17 protein-coding genes are annotated in these 18223 nt (G+C 60.1%); 16 read left to right on the top strand and 1 reads right to left on the bottom strand.

Annotation, left to right across the window (positions count from 1 at the left end; genetic code table 11):
- Nucleotides 1-55 precede the first annotated feature (55 nt).
- The 7 genes from C6Y32_RS05270 to C6Y32_RS05245 all read left to right on the top strand — a co-directional run bounded on the left by C6Y32_RS05270 (nt 56) and on the right by C6Y32_RS05245 (nt 8621).
- Complete coding sequence (locus tag C6Y32_RS05270) at nt 56-988, top strand: alpha/beta hydrolase (RefSeq protein WP_243562550.1); 933 nt, start codon at nt 56-58, stop codon at nt 986-988.
- A 34-nt stretch (nt 989-1022) separates the two neighbouring features.
- Complete coding sequence (locus tag C6Y32_RS05265; RefSeq protein ID WP_207204809.1) at nt 1023-2333, top strand: hypothetical protein; 1311 nt, start codon at nt 1023-1025, stop codon at nt 2331-2333.
- Nucleotides 2333-3010, top strand: a complete 678-nt coding sequence (locus C6Y32_RS05260) for a DUF6320 domain-containing protein (RefSeq protein WP_105204298.1) — start codon at nt 2333-2335, stop codon at nt 3008-3010. Before C6Y32_RS05265 ends, C6Y32_RS05260 begins: the two co-directional genes overlap by 1 nt.
- A gap of 185 nt (nt 3011-3195) precedes the next feature.
- A complete protein-coding gene (locus C6Y32_RS05255) occupies nt 3196-4251 on the top strand; it encodes an ABC transporter substrate-binding protein (RefSeq protein WP_306418967.1) in 1056 nt (351 codons plus the stop codon).
- Between the two features lie 168 nt (nt 4252-4419).
- On the top strand, nt 4420-4659 hold the full coding sequence (locus C6Y32_RS15805; RefSeq protein WP_306418966.1) for a hypothetical protein: 240 nt from the start codon (nt 4420-4422) through the stop codon (nt 4657-4659).
- A gap of 57 nt (nt 4660-4716) precedes the next feature.
- Nucleotides 4717-7731 carry a bifunctional diguanylate cyclase/phosphodiesterase gene (locus tag C6Y32_RS05250; protein ID WP_105204297.1) on the top strand — a complete coding sequence of 1005 codons (3015 nt, stop codon included), beginning with the start codon at nt 4717-4719 and terminating at the stop codon, nt 7729-7731.
- Nucleotides 7732-7775: 44 nt separating this feature from the next.
- Complete coding sequence (locus C6Y32_RS05245; RefSeq protein ID WP_105204296.1) at nt 7776-8621, top strand: DegV family protein; 846 nt, start codon at nt 7776-7778, stop codon at nt 8619-8621.
- A 156-nt stretch (nt 8622-8777) separates the two neighbouring features.
- On the opposite strand, the gene C6Y32_RS05240 is transcribed toward C6Y32_RS05245, so the two are convergent.
- Nucleotides 8778-11351, bottom strand: a complete 2574-nt coding sequence (locus tag C6Y32_RS05240) for a YfhO family protein (protein ID WP_164998140.1) — start codon at nt 11349-11351, stop codon at nt 8778-8780.
- A gap of 557 nt (nt 11352-11908) precedes the next feature.
- On the opposite strand from C6Y32_RS05240, the gene C6Y32_RS15730 reads away from it, so the two are divergent.
- From C6Y32_RS15730 to C6Y32_RS05195, 9 genes are all read left to right on the top strand, one after another.
- A complete protein-coding gene (locus C6Y32_RS15730; RefSeq protein WP_105204431.1) occupies nt 11909-12076 on the top strand; it encodes a spore coat associated protein CotJA in 168 nt (55 codons plus the stop codon).
- Nucleotides 12031-12291 (top strand): spore coat protein CotJB, encoded by a 261-nt coding sequence (locus C6Y32_RS05230; RefSeq protein WP_105204294.1) that lies wholly within the window; start codon nt 12031-12033, stop codon nt 12289-12291. Before C6Y32_RS15730 ends, C6Y32_RS05230 begins: the two co-directional genes overlap by 46 nt.
- Before the next feature lie 3 nt (nt 12292-12294).
- Nucleotides 12295-12897, top strand: coding sequence for a manganese catalase family protein (locus tag C6Y32_RS05225; protein ID WP_105204293.1), 603 nt, complete (start codon nt 12295-12297; stop codon nt 12895-12897).
- Between the two features lie 215 nt (nt 12898-13112).
- Nucleotides 13113-13349 carry a hypothetical protein gene (locus C6Y32_RS05220; RefSeq protein WP_105204292.1) on the top strand — a complete coding sequence of 79 codons (237 nt, stop codon included), beginning with the start codon at nt 13113-13115 and terminating at the stop codon, nt 13347-13349.
- A 548-nt stretch (nt 13350-13897) separates the two neighbouring features.
- A complete protein-coding gene (locus C6Y32_RS05215) occupies nt 13898-14545 on the top strand; it encodes a DUF1847 domain-containing protein (protein WP_105204291.1) in 648 nt (215 codons plus the stop codon).
- A 5-nt stretch (nt 14546-14550) separates the two neighbouring features.
- A complete protein-coding gene (locus C6Y32_RS05210) occupies nt 14551-15288 on the top strand; it encodes a tyrosine-protein phosphatase (RefSeq protein ID WP_105204290.1) in 738 nt (245 codons plus the stop codon).
- A gap of 346 nt (nt 15289-15634) precedes the next feature.
- Nucleotides 15635-16105, top strand: a complete 471-nt coding sequence (locus C6Y32_RS05205) for a YbaK/EbsC family protein (RefSeq protein WP_105204289.1) — start codon at nt 15635-15637, stop codon at nt 16103-16105.
- A 30-nt stretch (nt 16106-16135) separates the two neighbouring features.
- Nucleotides 16136-17311, top strand: coding sequence for a VanZ family protein (locus tag C6Y32_RS05200; RefSeq protein WP_105204288.1), 1176 nt, complete (start codon nt 16136-16138; stop codon nt 17309-17311).
- Between the two features lie 36 nt (nt 17312-17347).
- The gene (locus tag C6Y32_RS05195; protein WP_105204287.1) at nt 17348-18136 is read left to right on the top strand and encodes a class I SAM-dependent methyltransferase; all 789 of its coding nucleotides are present in this window, start codon (nt 17348-17350) and stop codon (nt 18134-18136) included.
- Nucleotides 18137-18223: the final 87 nt, after the last annotated feature.

Raw genomic sequence — 18223 nt, 5'->3', positions numbered from 1 at the left:
ACAGAGCTCGGCGCACCCAAACGACGTATATATAACGTATGTATAGGGAGAACACGTGGCGATCAACAAAGTGCTGATGGCGGCGCTCAAGGCGCTGTCTTACCCCGATATCGACATCAAAAAGAGCTATAAGATCGAGCGGCAGCTCAAGAGCCTGCCCAAGCTCAAGGTGCCCAGCCCCTATTACACCAGCTGGGACCACCAGGTCTTTGCCGGCGACCACCAGGTACCGGTGCGCATCTTCACCCCCCGCACCGTGGGCCGCCACCGGGTGCTGGTGTTTTTCCACGGCGGCGGCTGGGTCACCGGCAACATCGACAGTTACGACCGGGTCTGCCGCGACATGTGTCAGCTCACCAACTGTATCGTGGTGTCGGTAGACTACCGCCTGGCGCCGGAGTACCCCTTCCCCGCCGGGCTGGAAGACTGCTATCAGGTCACCCGCGAGATCTTTTTAGACGACAGCCTGTTCGATACCAGCCCCGACGAGATCGTGCTGGTGGGCGACAGCGCCGGCGGCAATCTGGCGGCGGCGGTCAGCTTGCTGGCCCGCGACCGGCGCGAGTTTTTGCCCCGCCGGCAGATCCTCATCTACCCGGCCACCTACCCCACCCACGGGGCGGGCTCTCCGTTTGCCTCCACCCGCGAAAACGGGCAGGACTACCTGCTCACCTCCAAGCGGGTCGACGACTACCTGCAGCTGTACGCCGGGCGGCCAGGCGACTTTCAAAACCCCTATTTTGCCCCGCTTTTGTGCGGCGATCTGAGCCGCCAGCCCGACACGCTCATCATCACCGCCGAATACGACCCTCTGCGCGATGAGGGGGAGGCCTACGGGCAAAAGCTCAGCCAGTTCGGCGCCCGGGTGCGCACCGAGCGCATCCCCGATGCACTGCACGGCTTTTTCTCGCTCCCGTTGGGCTTTGCCATGGTCAAAGACTGCTACCGCATCATCGGCGAGTTCCTCTCCGATACCGGGGCGCTGTAACACCGCATCTCTATCTCTGCGAGGTGAACTGCACTTGTCTTTAAAAAAAAATAACGGCTGGCAGCGTCTGGATAACGCCGCCAAGATCTTTCCCTCCAACAGCACCAAGCGCGATACCAAGGTGTTTCGCTTCTGCTGCGAGCTCACCGAACCGGTCGACCCGGTGCTCCTGCAGCCGGCGCTGGAGGCGACGCTCGAGAGCTTTCCCCTGTACCGGGCGGTGCTCAAACGGGGGCTCTTCTGGTACTATTTCGAACAGAGCGATCTGCCCGCCACCGTCCAGCCCGAGCTGGCCGCCCCCTGCCAGCCGCTCTATATCAAGGGGCAAAAAAATCTGCTCTTTGCGGTGACCTACTACCGCTGCCGCATCAATCTCGAGATCTACCACGCTCTGACCGACGGCACCGGTGCCATGAACATGCTGCAGCTGCTGGTCAGCCACTATCTGGCCCTGCGCCACCCGGAAGACTTTCCCCACGGGCGGGCAGCCATCCCCTACGACGCCTCGATGGCCCAGCGCATGGACGACAGCTTTTACAAGTACTACAGCGGCCGGCGTCACCCCCGCCAAAAAGAGCCCAACGCCTGCCAGATATCCGGTTCCCGCCTGGCCGAGAACCGCATACGGGTCACCGAAGGCGTACTCTCGGTGCGGCAGCTGCTCGATCTCGCCCACCAGTACGACTGCACGCTCACCATCTTTCTCACCGCCGTATTTTTGCAGGCCACCAGCTGGGAGATCCCGCAAAAGGCGCTCAAAAAGCCGGTGGTGGCCAGCGTTCCGGTCAACCTGCGCCAGTATTTCCACAGCCAGTCGGCCCGCAACTTTTTCGGGGTCATCAACGTGGGGTACGACTTTCTGCACGGCAGCGACCAGCTCGCGGCCATCATCGCCAGCCTGAAGGCCGACTTTGCCCGCGAGCTCACCCGTGAAAAGCTGGAACAGCGCATGGACAGCTTTGGCGCGCTGGAGCGCAACCCCTTTATCAAGCTGGTGCCGCTCTCGCTCAAAGACCCGGTCCTGCACCTGGCCGGCTGGGCCAGCGGTCAAAAAAACACGGTGGCTATCTCCAACGTGGGCAAAGTCAAGCTGCCGCCGGCGCTGCAGCCCTATGTGCGCCTGTTCTCGGTGTTCGTCAGCACCGAAAAGGTACAGGTGTGCCTGTGCTCCTGCGGCGACGCGCTCACCGCCAGCTTTACCTCCCCTTTTGCCAGCACCGAGATCGAGAAAAATTTTTTCCGCATCCTCACCGGCATGGGGGCCGCCGTGCAGCTCGACTGCTCCACCCCCGAAAGCTGGCTGCTGCCCCCATCCCCCACCGGCCCTGAAAAGGAGGTCCCGTGATGCGCTACTGTCAGGCCTGCAAGGTCCACCTGCCCGACGACGCCGCCCACTGCCCGCTGTGTCAGGGCCCGGTATCTACCGCGCCGCAACCGGGCGCACCGGCACACCGCAGCGCCTTTCCGGCGGTACCCATGGTCTATAAAAAGTACAATCTGTTTTACAGGCTGCTGGTGTTTTGTACCGTGGCGGCGGTGGTGGTGTGCTTTGGCATCAACTACCTGTTGCCCCAAAGCGGCCTGTGGTCGTTCTTCGTGGCCGGCGGCGCCGGCTGTCTGTGGATCAGTTTGGCCGATGCGGTGCACCGCCGCCGCAACCCGCCCCGGGGCATCCTCAATCAGGTCATCCTGCTGGGGCTGCTGGCCCTGGTGTGGGATCTGTGTACCGGCTGGCGGGCCTGGTCCATTACCTTCGTTATCCCCTTTATCTGCCTGCTGGCTATGGCGGCCATGGCCGTGGTGGCCAAAGTCATCCGTCTGCCCATCAGCGACTATCTCATCTACCTGTGTGTCTGCGGCGGCTTTGGCATCCTGCCCATCCTGAGCCTGGCTCTGGGTTGGGTCAGTGTGCGCTGGCCCAGCCTGCTGTGCGCCGGCGGCAGCGTGCTCAGCCTCACTGCGCTGGCAGTGTTCGAGGGCGAGAAGATGCTCTCCGAGCTGCGGCGCCGTCTCCACTTGTAGAAAAGTACCGCTCTCTTGGCAAAGCAAATAGTTTTACCTGTAAAACTCTGTCACAAGTCAGCAGATTCTCGCATTTTTCTGTTTGGAATTTGCAAATTTTTGTGGCATAATGTCTAATAGATACCGCATGGTATATTTTGGCGGCGGCCAGTGGGCCGTCGTCTATTGCGAAAGGAGAGGTTTTTATGTTTAAACCTCTGAAAAAGTTGACCGCTCTGGCTCTGGCCGGCGTCATGCTCTTTACCGGCTGTACCGGCAAAGACGGCAAATCCTCCAGCAAGTACGACAAACTGCTCGACCCGCAAAAGCCGGTCTCGATCGAGATCTGGCACTACTACAACGGCCCGCAGAAAATCGCCTTCGACGATCTGGTGGCCGAATTCAACGAGACCGTCGGCCAGGAGAAAGGCATCGTCGTCAATGCCGTCAGTCAGGGCAACGTCAACGACCTGATGCAAAAAGTTACCGATGCGGCCAACAAAAAGGTGGGCGCCGACGAGGTGCCCGACATCTTCGCCGCCTACACCGACACCGCTTACGCCATCGACCAGCTGGGCCTGGTGGCCGATCTCGACCCGTACCTGACCGGCGACGAGCTCGATGAGTACGTCGCCTCCTACATCCAGGAGGGGCGCTTTGGCAAAGGCGACCCGCTCAAGATCTTCCCCACCGCCAAGTCCACCGAGCTGATGATGCTCAACAAGACCGATTGGGACAAATTCTCGGCTGCCACCGGGGTCACCGTCGATCAGCTCTCCACCGTCGAGGGCCTGTGCGAAGTGGCCGAAAAGTACTACGACTACTCCGGCGGCAAAGCCTTTTTTGGCCGCGACGCAATGGCCAATTACATGCTCATCGGCGCCAGACAGCTGGGCTGTGAGCTGTTTTCGGTCAAAAACGGCAATGTAAAGCTCGACCTGGATAAAGAGGTGCTCAAAAAGCTGTGGGACGGCTACTATGTCCCCTATGTGCACGGTTATTTTGCCGCCAAGGGGCGTTTTCGCTCCGACGACGCCAAGACCGGCGACCTCATCGCTCTGGTGGGCTCCACCTCCGGCGCCGCCTACTTCCCCGGCCAGGTGGTCACCAGCGACACCGAGAGCTACCCCATCGACGCTATGGTCCTCGAGCCGCCGGTGTTTGCCGGCGGTGAAAAATACGCGGTCCAGCAGGGGGCGGGCATGGTGGTCACCAAATCCGACGAGGCCACCGAGTACGCCTGCACCGTGTTTTTGAAATAGTTTACAGATAGCCAGCGCAATCTGGAGTTCTCGGTCTCCTCCGGCTACCTGCCGGTCAAGACCGCCGCCAACAAGGTCAGCTCGGTCGACAAAGCGCTGCAGTCTACCGCCGGCGACGACTCCTCGGTCACCCAGAACCTGCAGCTGTCGCTGCCGGTGGCAGTTGGCATGGTGCAAAACTATACCCTCTACACCACCCAGGGCTTTGAAAACGGCAACGACGCCCGCAACGTGCTCGAAAAATCCATGCAGCAAAAAGCCGATGAAGACCTCAAAAAAGTCCAGGCCGCGGTGGCTGGCGGGCAGAGCCAAAAACAGGCCGCCGACAGCTTCTGCACCGACGAGAATTTCGACAGCTGGTACGATAGTTTCTGCCAGCAGGTAGAGTCGGCCGTCAACAAGGGCTGATCTCTCTGGCCATCACCCGGCCAAGCGACCCACCGCAGATAATAAAGGAGTACGGCTATGACACAGAGCGTCACGCGGCAAAAAGCGCCCCGGCGGATCACCGTCATGAGGAAGATGCTGCTGCCCATCATCCTGGTGATGGTGGTGCAGGCGGTCATCTTCTACAGTGTCATCCTGCTGGGCGGCACGCTGACGCAGCTGGACCAAAACTCCTTTGACATTTTAAACGAGCGGGTCATCAACCGCAAAAACTATCTGCAAAACGATATGATCCAGCGCTGGAGCAACCTGCGCTCCTCCCCCGACACCATCACCGCCAGCGTCAAACAGGCGCTGGGCGGCCGCAGTGCCGACGAGCTCATGGGCGATCTCGACCTCTCTACCGATGTGCTGCGCGCGCTGTCGCCCGAGCTCCTCTACCTGCTGCGGCTCAATGCGGTCACCGGCGCCTTTGTGGTGCTGGGCCAGCCCACCACCGCCCAGCTCGAAGCAGAGACGCTGTCGCTGCCCGGGCTGTACGTGCGCGATCTGGACCCCAGCACCAACAACGCCAACAATTCCGATCTGCTGCTGGAGCGCTGTCCCATCGCGCTCTCCAAAGAGCTGGGCATCTCCACCGATACCCGCTGGAGCCCCCAGTTCACCTTCTCTCCCCAGCAGGACCCCGACAGCTTTGCCTTTTTTAAAAACCCCTACACGGCCGCCATCAACTACGCCGACGCCGACGATGACGAGCTCTGCTACTGGAGCCGCCCGTTTTACCTCAGCCAGGACGATATCCCCGTCATCACCTACTCCATCCCGCTGCGCGACGAGAGCGGCACGCTGCTGGGGGTCATGGGCATCGAGCTCAGCTGCGACTACCTCACCCGCCAGCTAAACTACAGCGAGCTGGCGGCCGAGAATCAGGGCGGCTACCTGCTGGCTGTCGGCCAGTCCGAGAGCAACCGCTTCGACAAGGTGCTCATGTCCGGCCCCACCTGTCTGCAGCAGTTCGGCTCCCGCAGCCAGATCGATCTGGCCGCCGCCCCTATCTCCGGCAACAGCTATCAGATCGACGCCGGCAGCCTGCAGACCGGTGATAAGGTGTTCGGCTGTGTGCAGTACCTGCACCTGTACGACCGCAACTCCCCCTTTGAGCAGGATCAGTGGGCGCTCATCGGGGTGGTGCCCAAAACAGCTCTATTGGGCTTTTCCTCCAAGCTGCACGCCACACTGCTCATCTCTCTGGTGCTCTCGCTGGGCATCGGCGTGGTGGGGGTGTGGGCGGTAGCCCGCAAGTTCTCTCAGCCCATGGTGCGCCTGTCGGGCAAGGTGCGGCAGAGCACCTCCCCGGCCGCGTTGTCGCTGGAGAGCATCGGCATCGCCGAGATCGACGATCTCATCCGCTCCATCCAGCAGCTCAGCCAAAATGTGGCCGAGTCTTCGGCCAAACTGGCGGCCATCATCAACCTCTCCGGCGTGTCGGTGGGCGCTTTCGAGCGCGCCGATGTGCAGCAGGGGGGGCAGGTGTTCTGCTCCGATCAGATGCTGCGCTTTTTGGGCATCGACATAAGCGAGCCCTACCGCTATATCGACGCCGACGATTTCGACGCGCTCATGACCCAGCTGCAGACCGATCTGGAAAAGACCGAGGAGGACGGCTCGTGCATCTACCACCGCAAAGACGGCAGCGGCCACGAGCAGTGGCTGCGCCTCAAGGCGGTGGATGACGGCGGCCGTATCCTGGGCGTGCTCATCGACGTCACCCAGGAGATCGTCGAGAAAAATAAGATCGAGTACGAGCGCGACTACGACCTGCTCACCAACCTGTTGAACCGCCGCGCCTTCCACACCACCCTGCAACAGCTCAGCCAGGATCCCGAAAAGCTGCAGGTGGCGGCGCTCATCATGCTCGATCTGGACAATCTCAAATACATAAACGACACCTACGGCCACGATCAGGGCGACGGCTACATCCGCTGCATGGCCGAGATCCTGCGCGGCCACAGCGGCGACGGTATCGTCACCGCCCGCATGTCCGGCGACGAGTTCTACGTCTTCCTCTACGGCTTTGCCAGCAAAGATGCACTGCGGGTCTCGATCAGCTGCATCCAAAACGACATCCGTCAGGCGGTATTCCCCCTGCCCGACAACCCGGAGTTCAAAGTCCGCGCCTCGGCCGGTGTCGCCTGGTACCCCGACGACTCCCGGGACCTCGAGATGCTCATCAAATACGCCGACTTTGCCATGTATCAGGTGAAAAACACCATCAAAGGTGAGTTCCGCGAGTTCGATATCGTCAGCTACAACCGCGACTCCTACCTGTTGCACGCCAAAGAGGAGCTCAACTTGCTGCTGGAAAATCAGCTGGTCAGCTACCACTTCCAGCCCATCGTCAGCACTGCCGACGGCTCTGTACTGGGCTACGAGGCGCTGATGCGCAGCCACTCCAAAACGCTGCACACCCCGCAGGAGATCCTCACCATCGCCCGCAGTCAGTCCAAGCTGCACCTGGTCGAACAGATGACCTGGTTCGGGGTGCTGGCCTCGGTGCGCCGCCGGCAGGAGGACTTTTCTGGCTGCCGCATCTTCTTGAATTCCATCCCCAACCAGGCTCTCACCACCGCCGAGATGCAGCGTCTGCAGGCGCTTTACAGCGACCTGCTGCCAAACATCGTGCTCGAGCTCACCGAGGAGGACAAACTCGATCAGGAGCTCACCCGGCAAAAACAGCAGTTCATCCAGCAGCAGAATGCGCAGCTGGCCATCGACGATTTCGGCAACGGCTACAACAGCGAGAGCCTGCTCTTGGATTTGACGCCGGATTATGTTAAAATCGATATGTCCATCATTCACAACATCGACCGCGACTACTCGCGGCAGCACCTGTTGCAGAGCCTGGTAGACTTCTGCCACAAGCAGAATATCCGGGTCATCGCCGAAGGTGTCGAGACCCGGCAGGAGGTCTGTACCCTGGTCAGTCAGGGGGTAGATTACCTGCAGGGCTTCTACCTCGGCCGGCCTACCAGTCTGCCACAGCCAGTCAGCGCCGAAGCCGTGACAGCCATAAAGAGCTGCCACCAGCTGTAAGAGCACCGTGCGGCGCCCCCCGTGTTTTTGGTAAAGGAGGCCCTATGCGCATCAAGATCACCGCCGACAGCACCTGCGATCTCTCGCCAGAGCTGATCGCAAAGCACCAGATCGACATCACACCACTGTATATCGTACGCGACGGGGTCAGCTATCGCGACGGTATCGAGATAAAGCCACAGGATATTTTCGACAGCACCGAAAAAGACGGTCGTGTCTGCCAGACGGCAGCCATCAACATCGCCGACTATATCCGCTATTTCGAGCCGCTTTCGCAGCAGTACGATGCCGTCATCCACATAAATATCGGCTCTGAATTTTCCAGCTGCTACCAAAATGCGCTGGTGGCCGCCGACGAGTTCTCCAACGTCTTCCCCATCGACAGCCAAAACCTCACTGCCGGTATCGGCTATCTGGTGCTGGAGGCCGCGCTGATGGCCGAGAGCGGTATGGCTCCTGCGGATATCTGCGACCGGCTCAACCATCTGGTGCCCAAGATGGAGACCAGCTTCATCCTCGACAAGCTCGATTATCTGCGCCGTGGCGGGCGCTGCTCATCGGTTGCGGCGCTGGGGGCCAATCTGCTCAGCCTAAAGCCCTGTATCGAGGTCAAAGAGGGCAAGATGCACGTGGGCAAAAAGTTCCGCGGTCAGTTCGAGCGGTGTGTGCTGCAATACGTGCAGCAGCGCCTTACCGGCCGCAGCGACATATCCTACGAGCGGCTGTTCATCGTCCACACCACCGCCAGCCCCGACCTGTTGGCCGCCATCGAAAAAGAGGCCCGCAAGCTGGGCGACTTTAAAGAGGTCATCACCACCCAGGCCGGCTGTACCATCTCCAGCCACTGCGGCCCCAACACCGTGGGCATCGTCTTTGCCCGCCGGCAGTAGCCGCACCGTACCTGTCCTCACATAAAACATAAAAGAGGCCGGCACGATGCCGGCCTCTTTAGTATTCTGCCCCCTGGGCGCCAAGCGGCAGCCGGTAATAAACCGGCTGCCGCTTTTTTTCCTGCAAATTTGCTGTACTGTCTACGCTGTGGCCGGTCACTGCCCGGCTGCTGCACGCCGTTTGCGCCCCGCGCGCAGGTCGAGCAGCACCATGATAGCCAGCCCGGCCAGCCCGGCGGCGCTGATGGCCGCCCCGGCGCGAAACAGCGGGGCCGTGTAGCGCAGCTCCACGGTGTGCGACCCCTGCTTTAGCGGAAAGCCCACAAAGGCCTGGTTGACCTTCTCGATCTTCTGCTCTTTGCCGTCCACATAGGCGGTAAAGCCCTCATCATAGGGGATGCTGGTGACAAAGTAGCCGTCCTGCTGGGCCGTTACCTGGCCAGACACATTGCCCGCCAGCGACTTCTGCTTATCAAATGTAAACGGGGTCACCTGGGCCGCCGCGCTGCGCAGCGTCTCCACCGGCAGCATGTGCACCTGCAGGTTCGAGATATGGTAGTTGCCGGGCGACAGAGTCACATCCAGTGCCGTCAGGCGCTCGCTCGAAGAGAGCACATACTCAAACTGGTTGTGGTGGGCCTGATAGTACTCGTTGTTGTAGGCCAACTTGTTCTCCACCCCGTTGATCCCGATCTTAATGTCCTTGTGGGTGCCGATATTTTTCACGTTAAAGCCGATGAGCAGCAGGTTGTCCTGGTACCCCTGACCCAGGTCCAAGTGCAGCTTGTCGCTCTTAGTCACCTGCAGGTCCCAGCCGTCGTCGGTGGGGGTAATAGTGGTGTAGGGGCCTATCTGCCATCCGTCGGGCAGGTCGGTGGGCAGCACCCAGCTGATGGGGCTGTCGCCGGCCAGGTCGCTCTCGTCGGGCACCACAGTCTGGTGCAGCATCACGTCCAGGCTGTAGGGGTACCCCACCCGGTTATAGGCCGACTGGCTCACGGTGCGGTAGGTCACGTAGCCCAGTGGCAGCGCATAATCCGACCGGTACAAGGTATAGTCTCCTTTTGTCTGCACCGGCTGGTAACCGGCGCCGGGGTCGCCATCGGTCACCACATAGCGGGTGCTCATCAGCAGCTGAAACAGCGCATTGGGCGTCTGGGCGCTGACCAGCTTGTTGCGGTAGGGCTGTGCCATGCGGAAGGTATCGTCGCGAAATGACTTGTAATCGGCGTTCTGGGTAGAGGAGTACACCGAGGTGTTGAGGTAATCCGGGCGGTACACGTAATTCACGTTGTACAGGGTATCGTCCAGGTTGCCAAAACGCCACAGTCCGTCCTCAGCGTCCAGGGCGGCGTCCACCAGCTGCTGCTTCTCTTCGGGGAACACCCGCTCGTACATCTCCTCGCTGACCAGCTCGTCGGTGCTGTTGGCGATCAGGCAGGTCGCAAACGACAGGCAGAGTATGACCGCGTAAAAGGAGCGGCGCACCGCCGGCCGGGCGCAAAAAAAGCACAGCGTCAAGATCACCGCCGCCTCGGCGTAATAGATGAGGTTTTTGTACCCCAGCAGCCAAAACACTGCGTTGGCCAGTACAAACAGCAGTGCCAGTTGCCGGCAGCGCACCCGCCGGGCCGCCAGATCGGCTAAAAAACCGGCCAGCATCAACCCCACGATGGGCGCAAACGGGATCAGTGCCTTGTTGCGCAGATACAGCGCCCCGTTAAACAGGTAGAGCGACAGCGGCAGCGCCAAGATCATAGCAAAGGTAATGTGCAAAAATTTGCGGGGTCGGCCGGGGGCAAAAAAGCCCCACAATACCGCCAATACCGCCACTGCGCCAAACCCCAGCGAATAGGGGCTGTAGAGCAGCCCGTCCAGGTTGGCTTTGGGCACCAGCAGGTCCAGCAGCTCAGCCGTCTTGCTCACGCCGCTCTCCCGGCCGCCCAGTATGGCCCAAAAGGTGGGCAGCAGCAACACGGCCGCCATCGCCACCCCGCAGATGACCGGCAGCAAAAAGCGCAGTCCATCTGCTAAAAAGCTCTTTACCGTAAAGCGGCGGTCCTGGCGCTCCAGCACCTTTAGCCACAGGTATACCCCGTACAGCACCACCACCACGATACCCGCCACCGAGTAGTAATAGCTGGTCATCACCATCAAAAACACCGATAGGCACAGCAGCCAGCGGCTCCCCTTTTCAAAATAGCGGTGGGCGCCAAGCAGGGCCAGCAGCAAAAACGGCATGTAGTTGACAAACATAAAGTGCCGGTGGGCCTGAAAGATCAGGGAAGACGAGGTGATGAGCAGCAGCGACGTCACCAGACACACGTTCTGGCTGAATTTTTCCCGCCGCAGCAGCTGGTAAAACAAGATCCCGGTGACAATGGTCCCCACCACATTGGCCACCGCCATATAAATGGTCATGGGCACGAACGGCAGCAGATAAGAAAACAAAACCAGCGGGCTCAGCAGCCCATAATACGAAAAATTGTAGATATTTTGCCCCGCCCCTATACCCAGGGCAAAATTGGGCAGCAGCTCACCGGTCTGGTAAAACAGCTTGCGAAAATAATCGGGAAAAGCGGTGTGCTGGCCCAGCCAGTCGGTCTTCGAGCCAAAAAACATACCGCCCGCACAGGTGATGGCTACCACCGCCAGCACCACCAGCGCGATCACCAGCCAATCGGCCCACAGCGGGCGGCGGCGCACCAGCGCACATCTCTCTTTTTTCACGGTCAGGTCCTCCTCTTGTCCCGTGGGCCCGCCCCTCTTTTTCATGGCCGGTCACTGGGTCCTTTTTACAATTGCTATCGTACCCTTTTTATCTCTTAACAACTGTTGCTAAATTCTGAAGATTTTGTGAAGATGCTGTTTCGAGCGGTCACTTTTTGTCATCGCCCATGCGCCGTGCACAAAACCTCTCCCCACAGGGGCCAAATTTTAGCGCACTGCTGTCTGCGCCTACTGGCCCATCTTCAGTGTGGGCCGCTGGCCCGGCGGCTAGTCGGCCCCCAGGTGCGATAAACACCGCCCGCATGTTCCGCGCTGTCCAGTCACAAATCTGCTGCTGTTCTCGCTATTTTGTCGCGCTGTCGCCGCCATCGCCCGTCCCGCCCGTCGCTGCCGGCAGCGATGCCGAACCCCGCTGCCGACAGTCACATAAAATAAATCGAGCCCGCCGCTACCGGCGAGGCACCAAAAAGACGATATAGAGAGGAGCCATCACGTTGACTGATTGCACCCGTTGCACCCACCGCGACCGGGACGCCTTTGGCAAGTTCCCCATCGGCATGTCCTATGTGCCGTGGCAAGTTTGGCGCGAGATATACAAGTCTGATGTTGCTTTGAGACGAGGCACCATCTTCAGCCAGTTAGATCTGCCCTTTGGCAGAAAGAGAGAGGAGGATCGTTCATGGGCGAACAGCGAGACGAGCGAAAACTGCTCCTGCAACAGATAGACCAGTACAGCTTTGCCGTGGACGACGTCAAGCTGTTTTTAGATACACATCCACACGATGAGGAAGCGCTGGCATACTTCCGCCGCTACAGTGCCCTGCGCAAAAAAGCCCTGCAGGCCTATACCCAGCGCTACGGCGCGCTGTCTATGGATACCGCCAAAGGCGACCGGTGGGACTGGGTCGATACCCCTTGGCCCTGGGAAGGAGCGTATTGAGAAATGTTTCAATATGAAAAGAGACTGCAATTTCCTGTAAATATCAAAAAGCCCGACGCCAAGGTGGCCCAGATGATCATGTCCCAGTACGGCGGCCCCGACGGCGAGATCGGCGCCTCACTGCGCTATCTGTCTCAGCGCTTTGCCAGCCCCTACCGCCAGGTATCGGCCGTGCTCACCGACATCGGCACCGAGGAGCTGGCCCATCTCGAGATGGTCGGCTCTATCGTGCACCAGCTCACACACAACCTCACCCCCGAACAGATCAAGGCCTCCGGCTTTGCCGACTACTATATCGACCACACCACCGGCGTATGGCCGCAGGCCGCAGGCGGCGTCCCCTTTACCGCCACCGAGTTTCAGTCCAAAGGCGATATCATCACCGACCTGCACGAAGATATGGCCGCTGAGCAAAAGGCCCGTACCACCTATGACAACATTCTGCGCATGCTCGACGACCCCGATATCATCGCCCCCATCAAGTTCCTGCGGGAGCGCGAGATCGTCCACTTCCAGCGCTTTGGCGAGGCCCTTCGCTACGTGCAGGACCAGTTGGATTGCCGCAACTTCTACAGCATGAACCCCGCCTTCGACAAACGCCGCTAGTCGCACCGCACCATCCCTCCGCTCTGCTAAGCGGCCAGCTGTCGGCGCCCGCCCCACCACTCCCGGTGGGGCGGGCGCTTTGGTGTCTATCAGCCCCACCGCGCAAGCGGCTTCCTCCGCTGTCGACTCCACTGGGCAGAGACCGCCTTTTTCGCCACTCTTCGCAAAAGCAGCGGCGTATACTGTATTTAAAAATGCGGGAGGTGATCCGGGAGATGCCAAGACCCAAAAAGCCGGTAGATTACGCAGCCGAGCTGCAAAAAGTAGAGATGCAGATCCTGCGCTGCGACAAGACCAAAGCGGAACTGATGGAGAAGAAAGGCGAGCTGCAGACGGCGCAAAAGCGCCAAGAGATCGATAAGCTGTACCAAGTCGTACAGAGCAGCGGTATGAGCGTAGACCAGGCGGTAGACCTGCTGCAACACGCCGAGAGCGCTGCCGACATACAGTAGCCCCCTCCAACGCGCCATCAGAGCGCCGTCCCCCCCACAGGGCAGACGGCGCTCTTTTTGTGCTCCTCTCTATCTACCCCAAACTACCCCAGAACACCAAAAGCGCCGTACGATCAAGCCGCAGCACACCGCCACCTGTCCGTTCCGCCACTCTGCAACCTGCTGCACCTCGCCGTGCCCGCCCGATGACCGCTACTTCTCCCCTCGCCTGCTGGCATTTGAAAAAGCTCACAAAACCTAAGTACATTCTTATCAGACAATTCTCTTGTGCTCAGAAACGTTCCATGGTAAAATTATATATATAAACGAATCAATTCGACATGTAACCGCGCATATTGCCCGGTTGTCTACAATATTTATACAACAAATCACAACTTTTGTGCACAATGGGAAATAGTCGCGCGCACAGCGACCCGCAACAGATTGCGGCAAATTCTTGCAGTGTTATAGTGCTATGCTTTAGTCATAGCGCAATTTTTGCAGGACAGGCCACCTTCCTCTCGGTCGAGAGTGCCCGGTGACCGCCCCGCACAGTGGAGTTGATAGAGATGGACCACATTCCCGCCCACAGCTGCGTGGACTGTTTTACCACCAGTTGCTCGGCTCACGATGGCAAAAACCCCGACTTCTGCCTCACCACCGGCCTGGATTCGCAGCTGCACCAGCAGGTGCTGGCGCTGTATCAAAACGACGCGCTCATCCACCGTCTGGCTGTTGCCTCTGCCGAGGTGGAGGCAGAGGGCTACCGCCAGTGGCCCCGGGTCAAAGAGACGGTGGTGTTCGCCCGCAAGATCGGCGCCAAAAAAGTCGGTATCGCCACCTGTGTAGGTCTGGTTCGCGAGGCCGGTATATTTGCCAAGATCCTGCGCAAAAACGGCTTTGAGGTATACGGTGTGGCCTGCAAGGTGGGCAGCACGCCCAAAAGCGATATCGGCATCGATGAGGCCCATCAGATGAGACCGGGCGAGAGCTGCTGCAATCCCGTTCTGCAAGCCGAGCTGCTGAACCGGGCCGGGACCGACCTGAACGTGGTCATCGGCCTGTGCGTGGGCCACGACAGTCTGTTCTACCGCTACAGCAAAGCCGTCACCACCACTCTGGTGGTCAAAGACCGGGTGCTGGGGCACAATCCCGTGGCTGCCCTCTATACCGCCAATTCGTACTACAAAGATCTTTTACAGGAACAGACGAGGTAATTCCTATGTTGACTGATATCTACACCAACTCTCCCCTCCCCATAGCCGGCAGCTGCAATATCCGCGAGCTAGGCGGCTACACCAACACCCAGGGCCAGCGCCTCAAACTGCACGCCTACCTGCGCTCCGACAGCCTGCACAACCTGCCCGAGAGCAGCAAAGAGGCCCTCTACCGCTACGGCGTGGGCTGTGTCATCGACCTGCGCTCCGACTCCGAGGTAGAGCGCCACCCCTGTGTGCTCGACGGCTATAAAGATATCTGCTACCACCACATCTCCATGTCTGATAATATGCACGCCACCGCTTTCGATCCGGCCACTTTGCCCGAGAGCATGTCAGACCTGTATATCTCCCTCTTAGATGAGCACGGTCAAGCTATCCGCCGCGTATTCGAGGAGTTTATCGATCACCGCCGCAGCTGCTGTCTGTTCCACTGTACAGCCGGCAAAGACCGCACCGGCGTCATCGCCATGCTCCTTTTAAAGCTGGCCGGTGTCGACGACGAATGTGTCGAGGCCGACTACGCCGTCAGCGAAGACAACCTGCGCCAGCTGATCGCCGGCGCACAGGAACAGCTGGACCAGTATCATGTGCCCGCCTACCTGTTTGCCTCCAACCCGGCCGAGATGCAAAAGACGCTCTGCCACCTGGAGGAGACCTATGGCGGCGCCACCGGCTATCTGTCGCACATCGGTTTCTCCGACGACGAGATCGAGGTGCTGCGCCACTCGCTGCTGGGCTGATGAGTGCACGGAAAAATTAATAAAAGCAAAAACACTCTGGCCGCCGGGGACTGCGTTTCCCCGGCGGCCTTTTGCGCCGTCATTTATGCTATCATTAATGCTGACAAAAGCGGCTCTGTATCGCCGCCCACCGCACTGCCAGCAACGTTTCCGAAGTTTTAAAATACCTCTTCTCCCCATCGCCCCACTGCTGCGGCCGTCGGCCGCCACTTTTCTTTGGCGGCAAAATTTGCTATAATGGGGCGCAGACGGCGCCGGTAGCAGAGCTCGCACCGCTGTGGCCATAGCTGTGCACCGGCGCCGCATTGGGGGCTTTCCCACAACTGTATAAAAAGGAGTCTTTTTCATGTCGATACAAGCTGTCCGCACATATTTTTCCCCGCTGGGCCGGGCCGAAGATATCCTGGAGTTCCCCGTATCCAGCGCCACCGTCGAGCTGGCAGCGCAGGCGGTGGGGGTCGAGCCGGCCCGCATCGCCAAAACACTGTCTTTTAAAGATAAAGATGGCAGCGCGATCCTCATCTGCTGCGCCGGCGACTGCAAAGTCGATAATCGCAAATACAAAGACCAGTTCGGCACCAAAGCCAAAATGCTCACCCCCGACGAAGCTCTGGCTTTCACCGGTCACGCCGTGGGCGGCGTCTGCCCCTTCGGTCTGCCCCAGGATCAGCCGGTGCGGGTGTACTGCGACAAGTCGCTGCAGCGCTTCAGCACCGTGTTCCCCGCCTGTGGCAGCGCCAATTCCGCCATCGAGCTCACCTGCCAGGAGCTGGCCGACTACGCCCACAGCCTGGAGTGGATCGATGTCTGTAAGTGAACGGCTCTACCCCGGTAGGGGGTGCCGCTGATGTCCTCCTACCTCCTCCCCATCAAGGCGGCCATCCTGCTTTTTCCGCTGCTGGCCGCCGTCTTCCCCCTGCCCTATATCCTGGTGCAGTACCGCCGCTACGGGGCGCTGCTCATGCTGCGGGTGGCGGTGGTGTACTCGTTTATACTGTACCTGATGTGCGCCTATTTTCTCACGATTCTGCCGCTGCCGCCGGTAGGCGAAGTGGCTCAGTACACCCGCCCCATCGTCCAGCTGCGCCCCTTTCAGTTCGTGCGCGACTTTTTAGCCGGCAGCGGCTTTGTCCCCGGCGACGTACACACCTGGCTGCCGGCCATGAAAGCCAGCACCTTTTACCAGGCGGTATTCAACGTGCTGCTGGTTCTGCCTTTTGGGGTGTACCTGCACTACTATTTTGATCGGGGCTTCTGGAGCACCTCCCTGCTCTCGTTTCTCCTCAGTCTCTCCTTCGAGCTGATACAGCTCTCAGCGCTGTTTGGCATGTACCCCCGCCCCTACCGTCTGTTCGATGTAGACGATCTGCTGCTCAACACCATAGGCGGTGTCGTCGGCTGGGTCATCACTCCGCTTTTTTGCTGGTTCCTGCCTCCGCGCGAGCGGCTGGATGCCCGCTCCTACCAAAAGGGGCGCCGGGTATCCTACACCCGGCGCCTGGTGGCACTGGCCGTAGATTGGACCGGTATCGGCGGCTGTATGCTGGCCGGCGCCCTGCTTCTCCGGGGCACTGGTCTGCCCACCGCAGTGGTGCAAAAGCCGCAAAACCTGGCCCTGCTCTACATCTGCGCGGTGGTCTTCTACTTCTTCTTTTTCCCCTGGTCCAGCGGGGGCCGCACGCTGGGCAAGCTGCTGGTGGGCATCAAGCTGGTGGGGGGCGACGGGCAGCCGCCGCATCTGGGGCAGTTGGCACTGCGCTACAGCCTGCTGTATTTTGTGCTACTGCCGGCCCCCGTGCTGGCCGCGGCGCTCACCGAGGTGCTCCCCAACACCAACGGTCCGGTGCACACCGCCCTGTTTTTGCTCTGTGGGGGGCTCATCGCCATCCCCATCCTGTTCACCTTTCACGTGTTCGCCGGCCTGCTCACCGGCAAAGACAGGCTCTTCTACGACGAGCTCAGCCACACCTATAACCAGAGCACCGTACGGGCGCCAAACGACCCGCCCGCCGCTCGCGACTGACTGCAGCACCCACGCCGCGGCAGAGAGGAGACCGCCATGGATGTCACCCAACACAACCGCACCGCCTGGGACGAAAAGGTTCGCCGGCACGACCGCTGGACCGTCGGCGTCTCCAGCGCCCAGATCGCCCAGGCCCGCGCCGGCCGCCCACCGCTGGTGCTCACCGCCAAAAAAATCGTCCCCGCCAGCTGGTACCGCAATGTGCGGGGCAAACAGGTGCTGTGCCTGGCCGGTGGCGGCGGGCAGCAGGGGCCGCTGCTGGCGGCGATGGGTGCCGTCGTCACCGTGTTCGACGGCAGTGATCTGCAGCTGCAACAAGACCGGCAGGTCGCCGCCCGTGAAGGCCTTTCTCTGGCTACCGTACAGGGCGACATGCGCGATCTCTCGGTCTTTGCTGGCGCCAGCTTCGATCTCATCTTCCACCCGGTATCCAACTGCTTTGTCGACGATATCCAACCGGTGTGGCGGGAATGTTATCGGGTACTGCGCCCGGGCGGGGCGCTGTTGTCCGGTTTTGCCAACCCGCTGGTCTACCTGTTCGATACGCTTACGCCCCAAGCCGACGAGTTAAAGGTCACCTACCCGCTGCCCTACGCCGACATTCGCCACCTGCCGGCAGATGTGCTGGAAAAATGGGTGCAGGATGCACAGCCGCTGGAGTACAGCCACTCGCTGGAAGAGCAGATCGCCGGCCAGCTGCGCGCCGGTTTCCTGCTCACCGATCTCTACGAAGATATTTCCGACGACCAGCGCCAGCTAGACCGCTATACCCCCACGCTCATCGCCACCCGGGCGGTCAAACCACCGGTCGGTCTCCCCCTCTAAAAACAGGCAAAGATCCCCCCACGCAGGCAGCATACCGCCTGCGTGGGGGGATCTTTTATTGCGATCATTTCTAGCGGTCATGGGCAT

It is taken from the genome of Neobittarella massiliensis (ex Bilen et al. 2018), from assembly GCF_900289145.1.
Classification (GTDB): Bacteria; Bacillota; Clostridia; order Oscillospirales; family Ruminococcaceae; genus Neobittarella; species Neobittarella massiliensis.
Note: the sequence above shows the minus strand (reverse complement) of the source record. Positions and strands in the feature narration are given on the sequence as shown.

Bases quoted from the DNA above. Each gene is read 5' to 3' on its own strand.
- C6Y32_RS05260 (WP_105204298.1), top strand. From the start codon at position 2,333: ATGCGCTACTGTCAGGCCTGCAAGGTCCACCTGCCCGACGACGCCGCC.
- C6Y32_RS05255 (WP_306418967.1), top strand. From the start codon at position 3,196: ATGTTTAAACCTCTGAAAAAGTTGACCGCTCTGGCTCTGGCCGGCGTC.
- C6Y32_RS15805 (WP_306418966.1), top strand. From the start codon at position 4,420: ATGGTGCAAAACTATACCCTCTACACCACCCAGGGCTTTGAAAACGGC.
- C6Y32_RS05250 (WP_105204297.1), top strand. From the start codon at position 4,717: ATGACACAGAGCGTCACGCGGCAAAAAGCGCCCCGGCGGATCACCGTC.
- C6Y32_RS05245 (WP_105204296.1), top strand. From the start codon at position 7,776: ATGCGCATCAAGATCACCGCCGACAGCACCTGCGATCTCTCGCCAGAG.
- C6Y32_RS15730 (WP_105204431.1), top strand. From the start codon at position 11,909: ATGTCCTATGTGCCGTGGCAAGTTTGGCGCGAGATATACAAGTCTGAT.
- C6Y32_RS05230 (WP_105204294.1), top strand. From the start codon at position 12,031: ATGGGCGAACAGCGAGACGAGCGAAAACTGCTCCTGCAACAGATAGAC.
- C6Y32_RS05225 (WP_105204293.1), top strand. From the start codon at position 12,295: ATGTTTCAATATGAAAAGAGACTGCAATTTCCTGTAAATATCAAAAAG.
- C6Y32_RS05220 (WP_105204292.1), top strand. From the start codon at position 13,113: ATGCCAAGACCCAAAAAGCCGGTAGATTACGCAGCCGAGCTGCAAAAA.
- C6Y32_RS05215 (WP_105204291.1), top strand. From the start codon at position 13,898: ATGGACCACATTCCCGCCCACAGCTGCGTGGACTGTTTTACCACCAGT.
- C6Y32_RS05210 (WP_105204290.1), top strand. From the start codon at position 14,551: ATGTTGACTGATATCTACACCAACTCTCCCCTCCCCATAGCCGGCAGC.
- C6Y32_RS05205 (WP_105204289.1), top strand. From the start codon at position 15,635: ATGTCGATACAAGCTGTCCGCACATATTTTTCCCCGCTGGGCCGGGCC.
- C6Y32_RS05200 (WP_105204288.1), top strand. From the start codon at position 16,136: ATGTCCTCCTACCTCCTCCCCATCAAGGCGGCCATCCTGCTTTTTCCG.
- C6Y32_RS05195 (WP_105204287.1), top strand. From the start codon at position 17,348: ATGGATGTCACCCAACACAACCGCACCGCCTGGGACGAAAAGGTTCGC.